This window comes from Methylobacterium hispanicum, from assembly GCF_022179285.1.
Lineage (GTDB): Bacteria > Pseudomonadota > Alphaproteobacteria > Rhizobiales > Beijerinckiaceae > Methylobacterium > Methylobacterium hispanicum.
In genome coordinates this window covers 52,746-68,139 of record NZ_BPQO01000012.1, presented here as the reverse complement: position 1 = coordinate 68,139, position 15,394 = coordinate 52,746, and the positions used below count along the sequence as shown (strand labels likewise).

The following is a 15,394-nucleotide window of genomic DNA, read 5'->3' as shown; positions in this document are numbered from 1 at the left end:
CGCTCGGGCGCGATCGTGCTAGGCTCGGGCGACTTTCGCGGGCGGCGGGGCGCGGCCCCACCCGCCCGCCAGACGGAAACGACGAGGACCGGCACATGACGTCATCCAGCGCAGGGCTCCCCACGCTCGACACCGGGAACCCGTTCTCGGCGGCGCGCTGGGACACGCCCCACGAGCTGCCGCCCTTCGAGCGCATCCGGCCCGAGCACTACCTGCCGGCCTTCGAGGCGGCCATCGCCGCCCACGAGGCCGAGATCGCCGCCATCGCGACGAGCCCCGCGGCCCCGGACTTCGACAACACCGTCGCGGCGATGGAGCGGGCCGGGCTGGCGCTCGATCGGGTGGCGGGCGTGTTCTACAATCTCACCGGCAGCCACACGAACCCGGACCTCCAGGCGATCGAGCGCACGGTCGGGCCGAGGCTCGCCCGGCACGGCAGCGCCATCTACCTCAACCCGGATCTCTGGGCCCGCCTCGCCGCGATCCCCGCGGACGGTCTCGGCGACGAGGAGCGGCGGGTGCTGGAGCGCTACCGCACCCGCTTCCGCCGGGCGGGCGCCGACCTCGCGCCCGAGGCCAAGGCCCGCATGGCCGAGATCGCCGCGCGGATGTCGGAACTCGGCACGCAGTTCAGCCAGAACCTCCTCGCCGACGAGAGCCGCTTCGTGCTGCCGCTCGACGGCGAGGACGACCTCGCCGGCCTGCCGCCCTTCCTGCGGGCCGCCGCCGCCAGCGCCGCCGAGGAGCGTGGGGGCGAGCACGGCCACGTCATCACCCTGTCGCGCTCGCTGATCGAGCCGTTCCTCGTCTTCTCGACCCGGCGCGACCTGCGCGAGCGGGCCTACGAGGCCTGGACCCGCCGCGGCGAGTCGGGGGGTGAGACCGACAACCGCGCGATCATCCGCAAGATCGTGCAGCTCCGGGCCGAGCGGGCGCGCCTCCTCGGCTACGCGAGCTTCGCCCACTACAAGCTCGACGACACGATGGCGGCGAGCCCGGAGGCCGCGACCGCGCTGCTCACCGAGGTCTGGGCCCCGGCGCAGCGGCGCGCGGGCGCCGAGCGCGACCGGCTCCAGGCCATCATCGCCCGGGAGGGCGGCGACTTCGCGCTCCAGGCGCACGACTGGCGCCACTACGCCGAGAAGCTGCGCCGGGCCGAGCACGACCTCGACGAGGGCGAGGTGAAGGCCTACCTGCCCCTCGACGGCATGATCCAGGCGGCCTTCGACACCGCGTCCCGCCTGTTCGGTCTGTCCTTCGCGGAACTGCCCGACGTGCCGCGCTACCACCCGGACGTGCGGGTCTGGCGGGTGAGCGACCGCGACGGATCCGAGGTCGGCCTCTTCCTGGGCGACTACTTCGCCCGCGCCTCCAAGCGCTCGGGCGCCTGGATGAGCGCCTTCCGCTCGCAGGAGCGGCTGAACGGAACCGTCACGCCCATCATCGTCAACGTGATGAACTTCGCCAAGGCGCCCCCCGGCGAGACGGCTCTGCTCTCCTTCGACGACGCCCGCACCCTGTTCCACGAGTTCGGCCACGCCCTGCACGGGCTCCTCTCGGACGTTACCTACCCGCTCCTCTCCGGCACCGCCGTCTCGGGCGACTTCGTGGAACTGCCCTCGCAGCTCTACGAGCACTGGCTGGAGCAGCCCGAGGTGCTGCGCACCCACGCTCGCCACCACCGCACCGGCGAGCCGATGCCGGAGGCGCTGCTCACGAAGCTGCTCGCCGCCCGCACCTTCAACCAGGGCTTCGCGACCGTCGAGTACGCGGCCTCGGCGATCGTCGACATGACGCTGCACCTCTCGAACGCCGCAGAGGCGGGCCTCGACGTGCTGGACTTCGAGGCGGAGGCCCTGAAGCGCATCGCCATGCCGGGCGAGATCGGCATGCGCCACCGCTCCCCGCACTTCGCCCACATCTTCTCGGGCGACGGCTATGCGGCCGGCTACTACAGCTATCTCTGGTCGGAGGTGCTGGACGCCGACGCCTTCGACGCCTTTCGGGAGGCCGGCGACATCTTCCACCCGGAGACCGCGGCGCGCCTGCGCCGGTACGTCTACGGCGCCGGGAACCTGCGCGACCCGCGCGAGGCCTACACCCTGTTCCGCGGGCGCCTGCCGAGCACGGAGCCCCTCCTGAAGAAGCGCGGGCTGGCGGCCTGAGCGGAGGGTCCGTGCGGTGCCCGACGCGGGGGCCGGCACCGCACGCCCTCCCCCGTGCGGGGGAGGGGGCGCGAACCCGCTGCCGCGCGGAGCCGAACGGCTCGGCCGGAGGCATGCGTGCGGTAACGGTTCGGTAAACAAGCGTCCTTAACCAAAGCTTTCGGGGAACACGCCGCACGAGCTTTGGGAAAGGCGACGGCCATGACGACGAAAGCCACCGGACCGGTCTCGCCCGAGGCCCTGCTCAAGGCCGCCGTCTCGGGCGGCAAGAGGGCGGCCGATGCCGGGGCGGCCGACGCCGCGACGGCCAAGGCCGCGCCTGCCGCCGGGACGGCCTCGCTGCGGGGGCGCCTCGACCCGCGCCTGATGGGCGTGGCCGGCGGTGCGCTCGCCCTCGGGCTGATCTGCGGGGCCGGCCTCACCGCGGCCTCGCTGCCGCGCGGCGGCCAGGGCGAGGCCTTGGCCGAGGTCCATGCCGGTATCGATGCCGCCCGGACGGAATCGGCCCGGATCGGCACGGAGGTCGAGCAACTCGGCCGTGCGCTCGCCGCGCTGAAGGAGAGCCAGGAGGCGGCCCGCAAGGAGATCGCCGGCCGCAGCGCCGGACTCACCGAGCGCGTCGCGAAGGCCGAGCAGGGTCTCTCGGGCAAGATCGCCGCGCTCGGCGACCGGTTCGAGCAGGCCGAGCGGGACCAGGGTGCCAAGCTCGCTGCCCTCACGACGCAGATCGAGAAGCGCGCCGCCGTGGCGGTGCAGGCGCCCGTTCAGCAGGCGGCGGCGCCGGTCGTCGCTCCCACCAAGCCCGAGCCGACCCAGACGGGCAGCATCGAGCCGAAGAAGGCGCCCGAGAAGCCCGCCGTGGTCGAGGCCTGGGCGGTGCGCGACGTCTACGACGGGACCGCCATCCTGGAGGATCGGCGGCGGCGTCTGGTCGAGGTGGGGCCGGGTGATTCGGTACCGGGCGTCGGGCGCGTCGAGGGCATCGAGCGCCGCGGCCGCGAATGGGTGGTGGTGACGCGCCAGGGTCTGATCACGCACCAGGCGTGGTAGCGGCTCAGCGGGCGGAGGCCGGGACGACCGTCTCCGCCGAGGCCGGCTCGCGCAGCGGCAGCGCCGCGGCAGGGCCTGCCGGCATGATCCCGCGGTTCGCCCGGCGGCGGCCGTTCAGCAGGGCCTGGCCGCGGGCGGCACGCGTCGGCTGCAGGATGGCCGCGAGGAGCGCCTGCCCCTCGAAGGCGGCATCAAGATTTTTGGAATCGAAGACGGGCATGGCCGGCCTTGCGGGAGCAGCGACGGTGACGGGGCAATCGGCCGGGACAAGCTCGGCCGCGTGGGAATAACGGGGATAACCTGAACAGGTTCCGAATATCGACGTTTCGTAACCTCGTCTTTACCCTTGCAGGGGTGCGCATCGGTAGCTGTGCCGAATGGCACGTTCGAGCACGCCCGCGGCACCGGTTTCTCAGTCCAGCGGCCTGGCATGACCGAGTTCAGCGCGTATCCTCGCGCAGCAATTCGGTGTTGACCGCGAAGGCGGCCATCGCGCCCTCGGCGGCCGCCACCACGGCGAACTGGACCCGCCGCGAGGCGTCGCCCGCGACGTAGAGGCCCGGCACGTTCGTCTTCTCGTAGTCGTCGGTCGGCACCACGCCCTTGTCGGTCAGGTCGCAGCCGAGGCCCGCGAGCAGGTCCGAAGGGCGGCAGCCCGCGGGCATCAGGAAGAGGCTCCGGCACGGCCGCGTGCCGCCATCCGCGAATTCGAGATGCGTCGGCCGGCCGTCCGCGCCGCGCAGCGCCCGGATCGGGCGCTCGTCCACCCGAACGCCGTTGCGGGCGAGGCGGTCGCGGTCCTCCCCCGAGAGATCGGTCGGGCGAGCATCCGTGCAAAGGGCGACGTCGCGGCTCCAGACCGTCAGCTCGAGGGCGAAGCCCTTGGCGCCCGGCCCGTGACCCAGGGCGACGAGGGGCTGGTCGCGCGCCTCGTAACCGTCGCAGTACGGGCAGGAATGCACGCCCGTGCCCCAGAAGGCGGAGACGCCCTCGATCTCGGGCAGGTCCTGATGCAGGCCGGTGGCGACGATCAGGCGCCGGGCATGCTCCCGGGTGCCGTCGGCGAGCGCGACCGCGAAGCCGTCCTCCGTCCGCTGCGCGTCGACGACCTCGATCTCCCGCCGCTCGACGGTGTCGTAGCGGGCGAGATCCGCCTCGGCGCGGGCGCGCAGCTCCGCGGGCGGCGTGCCGTCGCGGGTGAAGATCCCCCAGGTCAGGGGCGTGGCAGCGTTTCGGGGCCGGCCAAGGTCGCAGAGCAGGACGTCGCGGCGGCAGCGCCCGAGGATCAGGGCGGCGTTCAGTCCGGCGGGTCCGCCGCCCACGATGATGACGTCGCGCATCGGATCGCCCGCTCAACCGTCTCGTCGGGGAAACGGGGCGCGGGCGCCGATCTTTCCGCAGCGCACACGAAAAAGGGCGCTCGCGCGCCCTCCTCCGTCCGGCGCTGCGCCCCTGCTCAGGCGGCGGCGGGCTTCACCGGCACGCCCTTCTCGGCGAGGAAGGTCTGCAGCTCGCCCGACTGGAACATCTCGCGGGTGATGTCGCAGCCGCCGACGAACTCGCCCTTCACGTAGATCTGCGGGATGGTCGGCCAGTTCGAGAAGGCCTTGATGCCCTCGCGGATGCCCTGGTCGGCCAGCACGTTGACGCCCTTGAAGGGCACGCCGAGGTAGTTGAGGATCTGCACGACCTGGCCCGAGAAGCCGCATTGCGGCATCTGCGGCGTGCCTTTCATGAACACGACCACGTCCTGTGACTTGATCTCGTTCTCGATCGTGGCGTTGACGTCCGACATGTTCTCGGTCCTTGCTGGTGAATAGGTGATTGTACGAACAGCGGGAATCGTTGCGTCTATGGCCGCTGGCTCAGCGCTGTACGGTCCCGGTGATGACGCGGAGCGCGGCGTCGAGATCGAAGCGCTCGGTCAGGATCGCCTCCGGGGTGAGCGGACACGTGTCCGGCACGTTCGGCAGGAGTTCCTGTCCATAGATCAGCATGTTGGCCTCGGCATTCGTTCGTGCAATGGCCCAGATGTAGCGCCAATTGAGGCGCTGGCGCATCCCGGGCTCGATGCGCTGATAGGCTGCCTGCTGGAACGTCAGCGTTTCATGTCGCCAGTGGGAGACGACGGGGGCGAGCGGTGCAGAGGCCTGCTTCAATAGGTGGGCGAGCACCTGAACCAGCAGACTCTCGACAGCCCGAATCTGCGCCCGTCCCACGCTCTCGATCTCCTCGGCGACGTTCTCCCAATCGACCGCGTTCGACAGCTCGCCCCGCGCGCCGAGGGCGCGCAGCGCGGCGGCCTGCTCCTCGGCCCAGGCCACGATGTCGTCGTCGTAGAGGCTTGGTCGGTCCATCGGGGGAGAACTCCCGCGCGAGGGCTCAATCCTGCGGCAGGCCCGTGGTCAGCGCAAGCGCGTGCAGCACGCCTCCCATCCGCCCCTGGAGCGCCCCGTAGACCATCTGGTGCTGGGCGACGCGGGTCTTGCCCTTGAAGGCGGTGGAGAGGACGGTGGCGGCGTAGTGGTCGCCGTCGCCCGCCAGATCCCGGATCTCGATCTGGGCGTCGGGCAGGGCCTCGCGGATCATCCGCTCGATCTCGCGCGCATCCATCGGCATCGGTGTACTCCTACGGATCGGATCAGGATGCGACCGCGGCCGGCTGGCTCGCCATGTAGGCGGGCAGCCAGTTCTCGTTGGCCTGGCGCAGGTCGGCCACCGATATGGTCTCGCCGCCCGGCAGGGTCAAACGGTCGGAGCCGGTGACGCCGACCACCGCCGCGTCGATCCCCTGCGAGGAGGCGCTGTAGAGGATGTCGGAAGCCGCGTCCGCCTCGACGGCGATCAGGTAGCGGCCCTGGTCCTCGCCGAACAGGTAGGCGTGGGCGGGCAGACCCTCGACCGCGACCTCGGGAAGCGCGGCGCCGATGTCGCCGGCCATCGCCATCTCGGCGAGCGCCATGGCGAGCCCCCCGTCCGAGAGGTCGTGCACCGTGTCGACGAGCCCCGAGGTGATCAGGCCGCGCACGAAGTCGCCGTTGCGGCGCTCCAGGCCGAGGTCGACCGGCGGCGGCGCGCCCTCTTCCCGACCCTCGATCACCGAGAGGTAGGCGGACTGGCCGAGCCAGCCCTCACTCGCGCCGACGAGGACGAGCACGTCACCCTCGCGCTTCAGGGCCAGCGTCGCGTGGCGCTCCACGTCGTCGAGCACGCCGACGCCGCCGATGGTCGGGGTGGGCAGGATGCCGACGCCGTTGGTCTCGTTGTAGAGCGAGACGTTGCCCGACACGACGGGGAAGTCCAGCGCCCGGCAGGCCTCGCCGATGCCCTGCAGGCAGCCGACGAGCTGGCCCATCACCTCGGGCTTCTCGGGATTGCCGAAGTTCAGGTTGTCGGTGATGGCGAGCGGGCGCGCGCCGACCGCCGTGATGTTGCGCCACGCCTCGGCCACCGCCTGCCGGCCGCCCTCGACGGGGTCGGCCTCGCAGTAGCGGGGCGTCACGTCGCAGGTCAGCGCGAGGCCCTTCGGCCCGCCCTCGACGCGCACGATCGCGGCGTCGCCGCCCGGCTTCTGCACGGTGTTGCCGAGGATGTAGTGGTCGTACTGCTCGTAGACCCAGCGCTTCGAGGCGAGGTCGGGCGAGGCCACGAGGCGGCGCAGCGCGTCCGCGAGCGAGGCCGGATGCGCGATCTCCTCGGCCTTCAGCACGGGCAGGTGCGTGTTGGCGATGTGGGGCCGGTCGTAGAGCGGGGCCTCGTCGCCGAGTTCCTTGATCGGCAGGTCGGCCACCGTCTCGCCGTGCCACTTGATGACGAACCGGAGCGTGTCGGTGGTGCGCCCGATCACCGCGAAGTCGAGGCCCCACTTCACGAAGATCGCCTCGGCCTCAGCTTCCATGCCGGGCTTGAGCACCATGAGCATGCGCTCCTGGCTCTCGGAGAGCATCATCTCATAGGGCGTCATGCCCGCTTCGCGGGCCGGTACCTTGTCGATGTCGAGCTCGACGCCGAGGTCGCCCTTGGCGCCCATCTCGACGGCCGAGCAGGTCAGGCCCGCCGCGCCCATGTCCTGGATCGCGATGACGGCACCCGACGCCATCAGCTCCAGGCAGGCCTCAAGCAGCAGCTTCTCGGCGAAGGGGTCGCCGACCTGCACGGTCGGGCGCTTCGACTCGCTCTCCTCGTCGAACTCCGCCGAGGCCATGGTGGCGCCGTGGATGCCGTCGCGGCCGGTCTTGGAGCCGAGATAGACGATCGGGTTCCCGACGCCCGCGGCCGCCGCGTAGAAGATCGCGTCGGTCCGGGCGAGGCCGACCGCCATCGCGTTGACCAGGATGTTCCCGTCATAGCGCGCGTGGAAGCCCATCTGGCCGCCGACGGTCGGCACGCCGAAGGAGTTGCCGTAGCCGCCGATGCCGGCGACCACGCCCGAGACGAGGTGGCGGGTGCGCGGGTGGTCGGGCGAGCCGAAGCGGAGCGCGTTCAAGGCCGCGATCGGGCGCGCGCCCATGGTGAAGACGTCGCGCAGGATGCCGCCGACGCCGGTCGCCGCGCCCTGGTAGGGCTCGATGAAGCTCGGGTGGTTGTGGCTCTCCATCTTGAAGATACAGGCCAGCCCGTCGCCGATGTCGATGACGCCCGCGTTCTCGCCGGGGCCCTGGATCACCCATGGCGCCGAGGTCGGCAGGCCGCGCAGGTGCTTGCGCGAGGACTTGTACGAGCAGTGCTCGTTCCACATCGCCGAGACGATGCCGAGCTCGGTCAGCGTCGGGTCGCGGCCGATGAGCGCGCGGAAGCGTTCGTACTCGTCGGGCGTCAAACCGTGCTGGCGCACGAGTTCGGGTGTGATCGGGACATCGTTGCGGAACATGCGCAGGGTCTCGACAAGTGGTGGTCGCGGCCGCGGGGGCGGTGGGCCCGCGACCGTGCCCGGACCGGGCCGAAAGAATACAAGCCGCCCCGGCTCTAGAGCGGAAGCGGGCACGGAGGCAACTGCCGAGCGCCCGCGGCGCCCACGCATCCGGCGCAGGGTTGCGTCCGGCGCGCGCCAGCTCGGCGGATCCGGCTCAGGCCGCGGCGGCCGGCGCGCGCGCGGGCGCCCGGCGGCAGGACTGCACGACCCGGTGGACCGGCTCCGGCCCGGAGACCAGATCGATGTAGTCGAAGCCCGTCGCCTGCCGGCTCGCCATCAGCAGCTGGAAGTGCATGCGGAACAGGTTCCAGCTCAGCCGCGCCACCTTGCGGGGCTCGACCAAGTCCCGGATCTGCACCCGCAGCACCGCCGGGCGCCCCGGCCCCGGCGAGGGGATGCCGCAGGCCGTGAGCGGGTCGCGCAGGTGGATCGACAGCCAGTCCCAGGGCGCGCGGATGTCGAGCCAGCCGATCGCCTCCGCCGCGGCGACGCGCGCGAGCGCGGCGCGCACCCGCACCGCCGCCGGGTCGAGGCCGATCCACGGGATCACGCTGCCGAGCGTCACGAAGGAGACCGGCGTGCCGCGCGCGCCGAAGCCGGGATCGCGGGCGAGCACCCGGTCCAGCACCTCGACGCCGAGGAAGCTTGAGGAGGAGTGGCCGATCAGCACGATCTCGTCGGCCGTGCCCTCGGCGGCGCGGATGCGGGCCGCGAAGGCGTCGAGGCGGGCCGGCATCTCGGCGACCGCCCCGGCCGCGTGGGCGTGCGTGAAGGCGGTGTCGTCCACGAGATGGGCCACGTAGAGCGGCTTGCCGCGGGTCAGCCGGGTCAGCAGCGCGAGGATCGGGTAGGCCATGACCGGCACGGCAAGCAGGCCGAGGAGGCGCCACCCGGGCGGCAGGAGAAGCAGCGGCAGGGCAGCGAGCACGAGGCTCAGCACGGCCAGCCCCAGATAGATGCGGTGGACGCTATAGATCACGGTCGCGAAGCGCCGCGCCTCGCGGCGCAGGTTCCGGCCGTAGCCGCTGCGGGCGAGGCGCCAGAGCAGGACGGGCACTTCCGAGAGGCGGCGCCATTCCGGGCGGGGGAAGTGGGCGCGCACCACGTCCTCCCAGCGCAGCAGGCTGTAGCGCGTGCGCGTGCCGTCCTCCTCCACGTCCCAGTCAAGGCTGATCCCGTCCGGGGCGCGGGCCGGCTCGCCGACCGCGATGGCGCGACCGCGCAGCGCCGCGGTGCGCCGCGCCTCGCGCCGGAACAGGCCCCAGTAGGTTTCGGGGTCGCGCGGGTCGAAGCCCGGCATGTAGAACACGGCACGCCGGCCGATCCGCGGGGAGCGCGCGCACGCCTCGTCTGTCATCGTCTGGGAAATGGGATCGCTCGCGGCCGCCGGGGTGGCCGTCCCTAACAGACCGAATCGGGCGCGGACGAGGAGAAAGCGCGGCGCGGAGCGGTCAGCCGCGCCCCTCCGTCAGCCGGCGGGCGTGTGGCTGAGGAAATCCGCGATCGCCCCCACGAAACGCTCGCCGTAGGCCTCGCGCTTGCGCTCGCCGACGCCGTGGACCGAGCGGAGCGCCCAGAGATCGACGGGCTTCTGGCGCGCCATCTCGACGAGCGTCCGGTCGGGGAAGACCATGAAGGCCGCGATGCCCTCCGCCCGCGCGATCGTGGCGCGCAGGCCCCTGAGATGCTGGAACAGCGCCTCGTCGGCGTCCGAGAGCGCGAGCGCGTCGTCGTCGCCCCGGGACGAGGCGCGGCGTCGGTCCCGGCTCTCCGCCTTCGGTTGCGGGTCGGGCCGCAGCTGCACGCTCTCGCGCCCGAACAGGATCGCCTCGCCGCGCTCGGTCATGCAGAGGCCGCCGTATCCGTCGCTGTTCTCAGCGACCGCGCCCGCGGCGAAGAGCTGGCGCAGGATGGCGCGCCAAGCCGCCACCGGCTTGTCGGCCCCGACCCCGTAGGTCTTGAGCTGCGTGTGGCCGTTGCGGCGGATCTGCTCGCTCTCCTTCCCGTGCACCACGTCGCACACATAGGCCGCGCCGAAGCGCTGGCCGGTGCGCACGATCGCCGAGAGCACCTTCTGGGCGGCGACCGTGCCGTCGATCAGCTCGACGCCGCCGCGGCAGAGGTCGCAGCGCCCGCACGGAGCGCTCGCCTCGCCGAAATAGCCGAGCAGCGACTGGCGGCGGCAGGCGGCGCCCTCGCAGAGCGCGATCATCGCCTCGAGCTTGCGCCGCTCGACCCGGCGGCGCTCGTCGCCGACCTCCTTCTCGTCGATCTGGCGGCGGCGGAGCGCCATGTCGTCGAGGCCGTAGAGGGTGAGCGTGTCGGCGGGCAGCCCGTCGCGGCCGGCGCGCCCGATCTCCTGGTAGTAGCCCTCGATGTTGTTGGGCATGTCGGCGTGGCAGACGAAGCGCACGTCCGGCTTGTTGATGCCCATGCCGAAGGCGATCGTCGCGGTCATCACCACGCCGTCCTCCTGCAGGAAGACGTCCTGGTTCTTCATCCGCGTCGCCTGGTCGAGGCCCGCGTGGTAGGGCAAGGCGTTGAAGCCGTCCGCCTTCAGGCTGTCGGCGAGCTGCTCGGTGCGCTTGCGCGACGAGCAGTAGATGATCCCGCTCTCCTGGCGGCGGTGCTTCAGGAAGCGCTCGATCTGCCGCGTCGGGTTGTCCTTCGGCACGAAGGTCAGGCGGATGTTCGGCCGGTCGAAGGAGTGCACGAACACCCGGGGCGGGCGGCCGGCCTGGAACAGGCGCTCGGCGATCTCCGCGCGCGTCGTGGCGTCGGCGGTCGCGGTCAGGGCCAGCACCTGCACGTTGCCGAGCGTCTCGCGGGCGCGGGCGATCTCGCGGTACTCGGGCCGGAAGTCGTGGCCCCATTGCGAGACGCAGTGCGCCTCGTCGACAGCGAGCCGCCGCACGCCCGCGCCCCGCAGCGCCTCCATGCAGCCGTCCATCAGCAGGCGCTCGGGCGAGACGAAGAGGAGGCGGAGTTCCCCGGAGCGGATGCGCCGCCACGTCTCGCGCGACTCGGCTTCCGGCACCGTGGAGTTCAGGGTGGCGGCCGGGATGCCGAAGGCGCGCATCTGCTGGACCTGGTCGTGCATCAGCGCGATCAGCGGCGAGACCACGACGCAGAGGCCATCCTCCACCAGGGCGGGGAGCTGGTAGGTCATCGACTTGCCGGAGCCCGTCGGCATCACGGCGAACACGTCGGTGCCGTCGAGGACGGCGCCGATCACCTCGGCCTGTCCGGGCCGGAAATCGTCGTAGCCGAAGGTTTTTCGAAGGGCGGCGCGGGCCTCGTCGAGGCGTTGGGACATGGGGCTGGGGGTCCGGGACTACGAACGGCTTGAAGCGGGTTTGTGTAGGCCGTAGCCTTCAATGTCTATGCGGTGGAGAGGCCCGTGCCGCCGGACATCTGCGACGAGGAAGCGAATCGCTCGGCCGACAAACTGGCCCTCACAGCCACGGTGAGCAAGACCGAGTCTGTGCGCGGCGCCCTCGTTCATGACCTCTGGCGAGAGGAGCAATGCGTTTTCCTGGCAGAGCGTCTACAGCCCTTGTTGGACGAGATCGCGGCGGCCCCCAAGACCGGGCACGAGGCAGACAAGGCGTTTTACGACGATCTGAGCGGGGATCCGTGATGTCCGTCGATGCCTCTGGGATCATCGCGATCCCCAACCGGGAATTTACCGCGTCGCGACGGCGAGTGCCGCCCCCGCCATCACGGTGCCGGCTCCCCGGTTGACCGCCCGCCGCGCGCGGACCGAGCCGAAGAAGCGCCGGACCCGGGCCGCCGCGAGCGCATAGGCGGCGAGAGTCGTGCCGAGCACGATCACGATGATCGCGGCGTTCTCCATCATCCCGATCATGGTCAGGTGTTCGAGATCGATCACGGTCGGCAGCAGGGCGAGGAAGAACAGGACGACCTTCGGATTGCCAAGCGTCAGAGCGAGGCCGCCGAGGAAGAGGCGCAGCTCGCTCTCGCCCCGGATCGGTTCGCCCGCGAGCGGCTCGACCGGTGCGGTCCAGGCGCGCCACGCGAGGTAGGCCAGATAGGCCGCACCGAGATAGCGGATGACGACGAAGAGGGCGGCGAAGCTCTGCGCGAGCAACGCGAACCCCGTTGCCGCGACCGAGAACCAGAGCAGGTCGCCGACGAGGAAACCCGCGATGAAGGCCGGGATGCCGCGGGTGCCGCGCGCCAGGACGCGGGCGACGAGCGCGAAGACGCCGGGCCCGGGCGAGGCGACGGCGACCGCGTAGACGACGGCGAACAGGAGGAGGCTCGATAGGGGCATTGAATGCCTCAACCCGCTTCCGACGCAACGACGCGCCCGTCCGCGATCCGGACCACGTCGGCGCGTCCCGCCAGTTCCGAAAACATCGCCGGGTCGGCCCCCGTCATCCAGACCTGACCCGGCAGGGCTTCCAGCGCGTCGAACAGGCCGGCGCGGCGGCGCGGGTCGAGATGGGCCGCGACCTCGTCCAAGAGGATCAGCGGCGCGATGCCGCTCATCGCCTGGACGAGGCGGGCATGGGCCAGGACCAGCCCGATCAGCAGCGCCTTCTGCTCGCCGGTCGAAGCGGTGGCGGCCGGCACGTCCTTCGGGCCGTGGCGCACGGTGAGGTCGGTCGTCTGCGGGCCGATCAGGGTGCGGCCGGCGGCGCGGTCGCGGTGGCGGCCGCGGGCGAGCGCCACGCGGAAGCGGTCCTCCGCCTCCACCGCCGGCCAGACCGCCACGAGGTCGTCGAGTTCGCCCTCGAGCCGCACGCTCGCCCAGGGAAAGGGCTGGGCGTCGTCGCGGGTCTCGGCGATGAGGCGGTCGAGGCGCTCCACGGTCTCGCGGCGGGCGAGCGCCACCGCGACGCCGAGCTCGGCGGCCTCCCGCTCCACGGCGTCGAGCCACTGCCCGTCGTTCGGGCGCTCCTCTAGGATGCGGTTGCGCGAGCGCAGGGCCCGCTCCATCGCCGAGACCCGGGCGCCGTGGGCGGCGTCGACCGCGAGAACGAGCCGGTCGAGGAAGCGGCGGCGGTCGCCCGCCGGGCCCCGGAACAGGCCGTCGAGGTCGGGGGTCAGCCAGACCACCCGCAGGAACTCCGCGAAGGCGATCGGGGAGGGGACGTTGCCGCCGTCGATCCGGCAGACGCGCGCGACCTTTCCGTCGTAGCCCGGCGGCTCGATGCCGGTGCCGAGGCGGTGGGCGTCGCCGTCGCGGGCGAGCGTCGCCGAAACCGCGAAGCCGCCGGTCCCGCCCTCGCGCGCCATGGTGGCGAGGTCGGCCCGCCGCAGGCCGCGCCCCGGCGAGAACAGTGAGATCGCTTCCAGGAGGTTCGTCTTGCCGGCCCCGTTCTCGCCGACCAGCGCCACGAAGCGGCGCCCGAGTGCGAGGTCGAGGTCGGCGTGATTGCGGAAGTCGCGGGCGATCAGGCGGGTGAGACGCTGGGCGCCCTCGGTGTCAGTCATGCGGCCAGGGTGAGGGCTGTCGCGGCCTCTTCGGCCTCTCGGGTCCCGCCGCGCAGTGGGCGCGGCGGGATGTCGTCGGATCGGTCCTCAGCAGCTGAGGCGGCGGCCCTCGCGCTGGCCGAAGGTGCGGTAATGGGCGAGGCCCGATTGCATCTGGCCGTTCACGATGGCCCTGCGGACGTCCGGGTTGCAGCGCAGGTACTCGCGCTCGTCGAAGGCGTAGTCGCCCCGGTTGCGCCCGCGCGGGCGGTCGTAGTCGTCGTCGCGGCCGCGGCGGTAGTCGCCCCGGTCGCGGTAGTCGCGGTCGCGGTAATCCCCGCGGTCGCGGTAATCGCGGTCGCCGTAGCCGTAGGGCTGGGCGGAGGCGAGATTCATCGGGGCGATCAGGGTCATGCCCGCCACCGCCATCGCCAGAATCGCTCTCATCTCGTTCCCCTCTTCCATGTTTCGCGCCGCCGGGCGGCGCGGGTCACGCCGACCACACCTAGGGCGCGCGCGACCGAAGTGGATGCCGCGCGGCCCGCCGCGCGCTCACACCCGCATCGGCATCAGTACGTAGAGGGCCGGCGCCCCCTCGCGGTCCTGGATCAGGGTGGGGGAGCCCGGGTCGGCCAGCCGGAAGAGGGCGGTGTCGCCCTCGAGCTGGCTGGTGATGTCGAGGAGGTAGCGGGCGTTGAAGCCGATATCGAGGCCCGCGGCCTCGTAATCCACGTCGAGCTCCTCGGTGGCGCTGCCGGAATCCGGGTTGTTCACCGAGAGGGCAAGGCGGCCCTCCGAGAGCCCGAGCTTCACCGCCCGCCCGCGCTCGGAGGAGATGGTCGAGACGCGATCGACCGCGCGGGCGAAGGATTCGCGCTCAACCGTCAGGCGCTTGTCGTTGCCGGTCGGGATCACCCGCTGGTAGTCCGGGAAGGTGCCGTCGATCAGCTTCGAGATCAGGGTCACGCCGCCCGCGAAGCGCAGGCGGATCTTGGCGGGCGAGAGGTCGATGTCGACGCTCTCGCCGCCGTCGTCCACGAGCTTCTGGATCTCGGCCACCGCCTTGCGGGGCACGATCACGCCCGGCATGCCCTGGCTGCCCGGGGGCGCGTCGAGCTCGACCCGGGCGAGGCGGTGCCCGTCGGTCGCGACCGCGCGCATCTTCAGCGCGCCCTCGGACTCGATCGTGTGCAGGTAGATGCCGTTGAGGTAGTAGCGCGTCTCTTCCGTGGAGATCGCGAACTGCGTCTTGTCGATCAGCCGCTTCAGGTCGGCGGAGAGGATCGAGAAGCTGTGGGGCAACTCGCCCGCGGCCAGATCCGGGAAGTCGCCCTCCGGCAGGGCGCCGAGCGCGAAGCGCGAGCGGCCCGAGCGGATCGTCATCTGGCCGGACTCGCCGCCCGTCTCCAGCGAGACCTGGGCGCCGTCGGGCAGCTTGCGGACGATGTCGTAGATGACGTGGGCCGGCACCGTGGTGGCGCCCGGATCGGCCACGTCGGCGGGCACGCTCTCGGTCACCTCGATGTCGAGGTCGGTCGCACGAAGCTGCAGGCCACCGGATTCCGCGCGCAGCAGGACGTTCGACAGGATCGGTATCGTGTTGCGCCGCTCGACGACGCGGTGCACGTGGCCGAGCGACCTGAGAAGGGCCGCGCGCTCGACAGTGACTCTCATCGCTCAAACTCTGAAGCTGACGCGCCGCCGCGGCCGGCGGCGCCACTGAAATTGGCCGGTCAGCTTGGCGAAGGGTGGGGGCGAAGGCAAGGGCGCGGCCCGGCCTAAGGCCAAGCTCGCGCCCCGCACCCACAGGTCTGGCCCCGGGCGT

Annotated in this window: 15 protein-coding genes; 3 read left to right on the top strand and 12 right to left on the bottom strand. The window is 71.9% G+C overall.

Annotation, left to right across the window (positions count from 1 at the left end):
- The first annotated feature begins 95 nt into the window (after positions 1-95).
- Together MFF56_RS15090 and MFF56_RS15085 are read left to right on the top strand one after the other, a co-directional pair.
- Complete coding sequence (locus MFF56_RS15090; protein ID WP_066923465.1) at positions 96-2,165, top strand: M3 family metallopeptidase; 2,070 nt, start codon at positions 96-98, stop codon at positions 2,163-2,165.
- Between the two features lie 201 nt (positions 2,166-2,366).
- Positions 2,367-3,215: a hypothetical protein gene (locus MFF56_RS15085; protein WP_066923468.1), complete on the top strand. Its 849-nt coding sequence runs from the start codon at positions 2,367-2,369 to the stop codon at positions 3,213-3,215.
- Positions 3,216-3,219: 4 nt separating this feature from the next.
- Here MFF56_RS15085 and MFF56_RS15080 read toward each other — a convergent pair whose 3' ends face one another.
- The 8 genes from MFF56_RS15080 to recQ all read right to left on the bottom strand — a co-directional run bounded on the left by MFF56_RS15080 (position 3,220) and on the right by recQ (position 11,443).
- Complete coding sequence (locus MFF56_RS15080) at positions 3,220-3,435, bottom strand: hypothetical protein (RefSeq protein ID WP_066923471.1); 216 nt, start codon at positions 3,433-3,435, stop codon at positions 3,220-3,222.
- A 220-nt stretch (positions 3,436-3,655) separates the two neighbouring features.
- Positions 3,656-4,555 (bottom strand): NAD(P)/FAD-dependent oxidoreductase, encoded by a 900-nt coding sequence (locus tag MFF56_RS15075; RefSeq protein WP_066923474.1) that lies wholly within the window; start codon positions 4,553-4,555, stop codon positions 3,656-3,658.
- A 116-nt stretch (positions 4,556-4,671) separates the two neighbouring features.
- Positions 4,672-5,010 carry a Grx4 family monothiol glutaredoxin gene (gene grxD, locus MFF56_RS15070; RefSeq protein ID WP_066923477.1) on the bottom strand — a complete coding sequence of 113 codons (339 nt, stop codon included), beginning with the start codon at positions 5,008-5,010 and terminating at the stop codon, positions 4,672-4,674.
- 70 nt (positions 5,011-5,080) lie between these two features.
- Positions 5,081-5,572 (bottom strand): DUF29 domain-containing protein, encoded by a 492-nt coding sequence (locus tag MFF56_RS15065; protein ID WP_066923480.1) that lies wholly within the window; start codon positions 5,570-5,572, stop codon positions 5,081-5,083.
- A 25-nt stretch (positions 5,573-5,597) separates the two neighbouring features.
- The gene (locus MFF56_RS15060; RefSeq protein ID WP_066923483.1) at positions 5,598-5,834 is read right to left on the bottom strand and encodes a BolA family protein; all 237 of its coding nucleotides are present in this window, start codon (positions 5,832-5,834) and stop codon (positions 5,598-5,600) included.
- Positions 5,835-5,856: 22 nt separating this feature from the next.
- Positions 5,857-8,085, bottom strand: a complete 2,229-nt coding sequence (gene purL / locus MFF56_RS15055) for a phosphoribosylformylglycinamidine synthase subunit PurL (RefSeq protein WP_066923486.1) — start codon at positions 8,083-8,085, stop codon at positions 5,857-5,859.
- 196 nt (positions 8,086-8,281) lie between these two features.
- Entirely contained in the window at positions 8,282-9,484 is a 1,203-nt protein-coding gene (locus MFF56_RS15050) for a hydrolase (protein ID WP_238230295.1), read from the bottom strand.
- A gap of 111 nt (positions 9,485-9,595) precedes the next feature.
- Positions 9,596-11,443, bottom strand: coding sequence for a DNA helicase RecQ (gene recQ / locus MFF56_RS15045; RefSeq protein ID WP_066924417.1), 1,848 nt, complete (start codon positions 11,441-11,443; stop codon positions 9,596-9,598).
- An 84-nt stretch (positions 11,444-11,527) separates the two neighbouring features.
- On the opposite strand from recQ, the gene MFF56_RS15040 reads away from it, so the two are divergent.
- On the top strand, positions 11,528-11,767 hold the full coding sequence (locus MFF56_RS15040; protein ID WP_066924418.1) for a type II toxin-antitoxin system VapB family antitoxin: 240 nt from the start codon (positions 11,528-11,530) through the stop codon (positions 11,765-11,767).
- A gap of 45 nt (positions 11,768-11,812) precedes the next feature.
- Here the strand turns inward: MFF56_RS15040 and MFF56_RS15035 are convergent, their stop codons facing one another.
- From MFF56_RS15035 to dnaN, 4 genes are all read right to left on the bottom strand, one after another.
- Complete coding sequence (locus MFF56_RS15035; protein ID WP_066924420.1) at positions 11,813-12,424, bottom strand: LysE family translocator; 612 nt, start codon at positions 12,422-12,424, stop codon at positions 11,813-11,815.
- An 8-nt stretch (positions 12,425-12,432) separates the two neighbouring features.
- The gene (gene recF, locus MFF56_RS15030) at positions 12,433-13,590 is read right to left on the bottom strand and encodes a DNA replication/repair protein RecF (RefSeq protein WP_066924422.1); all 1,158 of its coding nucleotides are present in this window, start codon (positions 13,588-13,590) and stop codon (positions 12,433-12,435) included.
- An 87-nt stretch (positions 13,591-13,677) separates the two neighbouring features.
- On the bottom strand, positions 13,678-14,016 hold the full coding sequence (locus tag MFF56_RS15025) for a hypothetical protein (RefSeq protein WP_066924428.1): 339 nt from the start codon (positions 14,014-14,016) through the stop codon (positions 13,678-13,680).
- Between the two features lie 105 nt (positions 14,017-14,121).
- Positions 14,122-15,243, bottom strand: a complete 1,122-nt coding sequence (gene dnaN, locus MFF56_RS15020) for a DNA polymerase III subunit beta (RefSeq protein WP_066924424.1) — start codon at positions 15,241-15,243, stop codon at positions 14,122-14,124.
- Positions 15,244-15,394 lie beyond the last annotated feature (151 nt).

Bases quoted from the DNA above. Each gene is read 5' to 3' on its own strand.
- recF (WP_066924422.1), bottom strand. From the start codon at position 13,590: ATGACTGACACCGAGGGCGCCCAGCGTCTCACCCGCCTGATCGCCCGC.
- MFF56_RS15085 (WP_066923468.1), top strand. From the start codon at position 2,367: ATGACGACGAAAGCCACCGGACCGGTCTCGCCCGAGGCCCTGCTCAAG.
- MFF56_RS15050 (WP_238230295.1), bottom strand. From the start codon at position 9,484: ATGACAGACGAGGCGTGCGCGCGCTCCCCGCGGATCGGCCGGCGTGCC.
- MFF56_RS15025 (WP_066924428.1), bottom strand. From the start codon at position 14,016: ATGAGAGCGATTCTGGCGATGGCGGTGGCGGGCATGACCCTGATCGCC.
- purL (WP_066923486.1), bottom strand. From the start codon at position 8,085: ATGTTCCGCAACGATGTCCCGATCACACCCGAACTCGTGCGCCAGCAC.
- grxD (WP_066923477.1), bottom strand. From the start codon at position 5,010: ATGTCGGACGTCAACGCCACGATCGAGAACGAGATCAAGTCACAGGAC.
- MFF56_RS15080 (WP_066923471.1), bottom strand. From the start codon at position 3,435: ATGCCCGTCTTCGATTCCAAAAATCTTGATGCCGCCTTCGAGGGGCAG.
- MFF56_RS15060 (WP_066923483.1), bottom strand. From the start codon at position 5,834: ATGCCGATGGATGCGCGCGAGATCGAGCGGATGATCCGCGAGGCCCTG.
- MFF56_RS15075 (WP_066923474.1), bottom strand. From the start codon at position 4,555: ATGCGCGACGTCATCATCGTGGGCGGCGGACCCGCCGGACTGAACGCC.
- recQ (WP_066924417.1), bottom strand. From the start codon at position 11,443: ATGTCCCAACGCCTCGACGAGGCCCGCGCCGCCCTTCGAAAAACCTTC.
- dnaN (WP_066924424.1), bottom strand. From the start codon at position 15,243: ATGAGAGTCACTGTCGAGCGCGCGGCCCTTCTCAGGTCGCTCGGCCAC.
- MFF56_RS15035 (WP_066924420.1), bottom strand. From the start codon at position 12,424: ATGCCCCTATCGAGCCTCCTCCTGTTCGCCGTCGTCTACGCGGTCGCC.
- MFF56_RS15090 (WP_066923465.1), top strand. From the start codon at position 96: ATGACGTCATCCAGCGCAGGGCTCCCCACGCTCGACACCGGGAACCCG.
- MFF56_RS15065 (WP_066923480.1), bottom strand. From the start codon at position 5,572: ATGGACCGACCAAGCCTCTACGACGACGACATCGTGGCCTGGGCCGAG.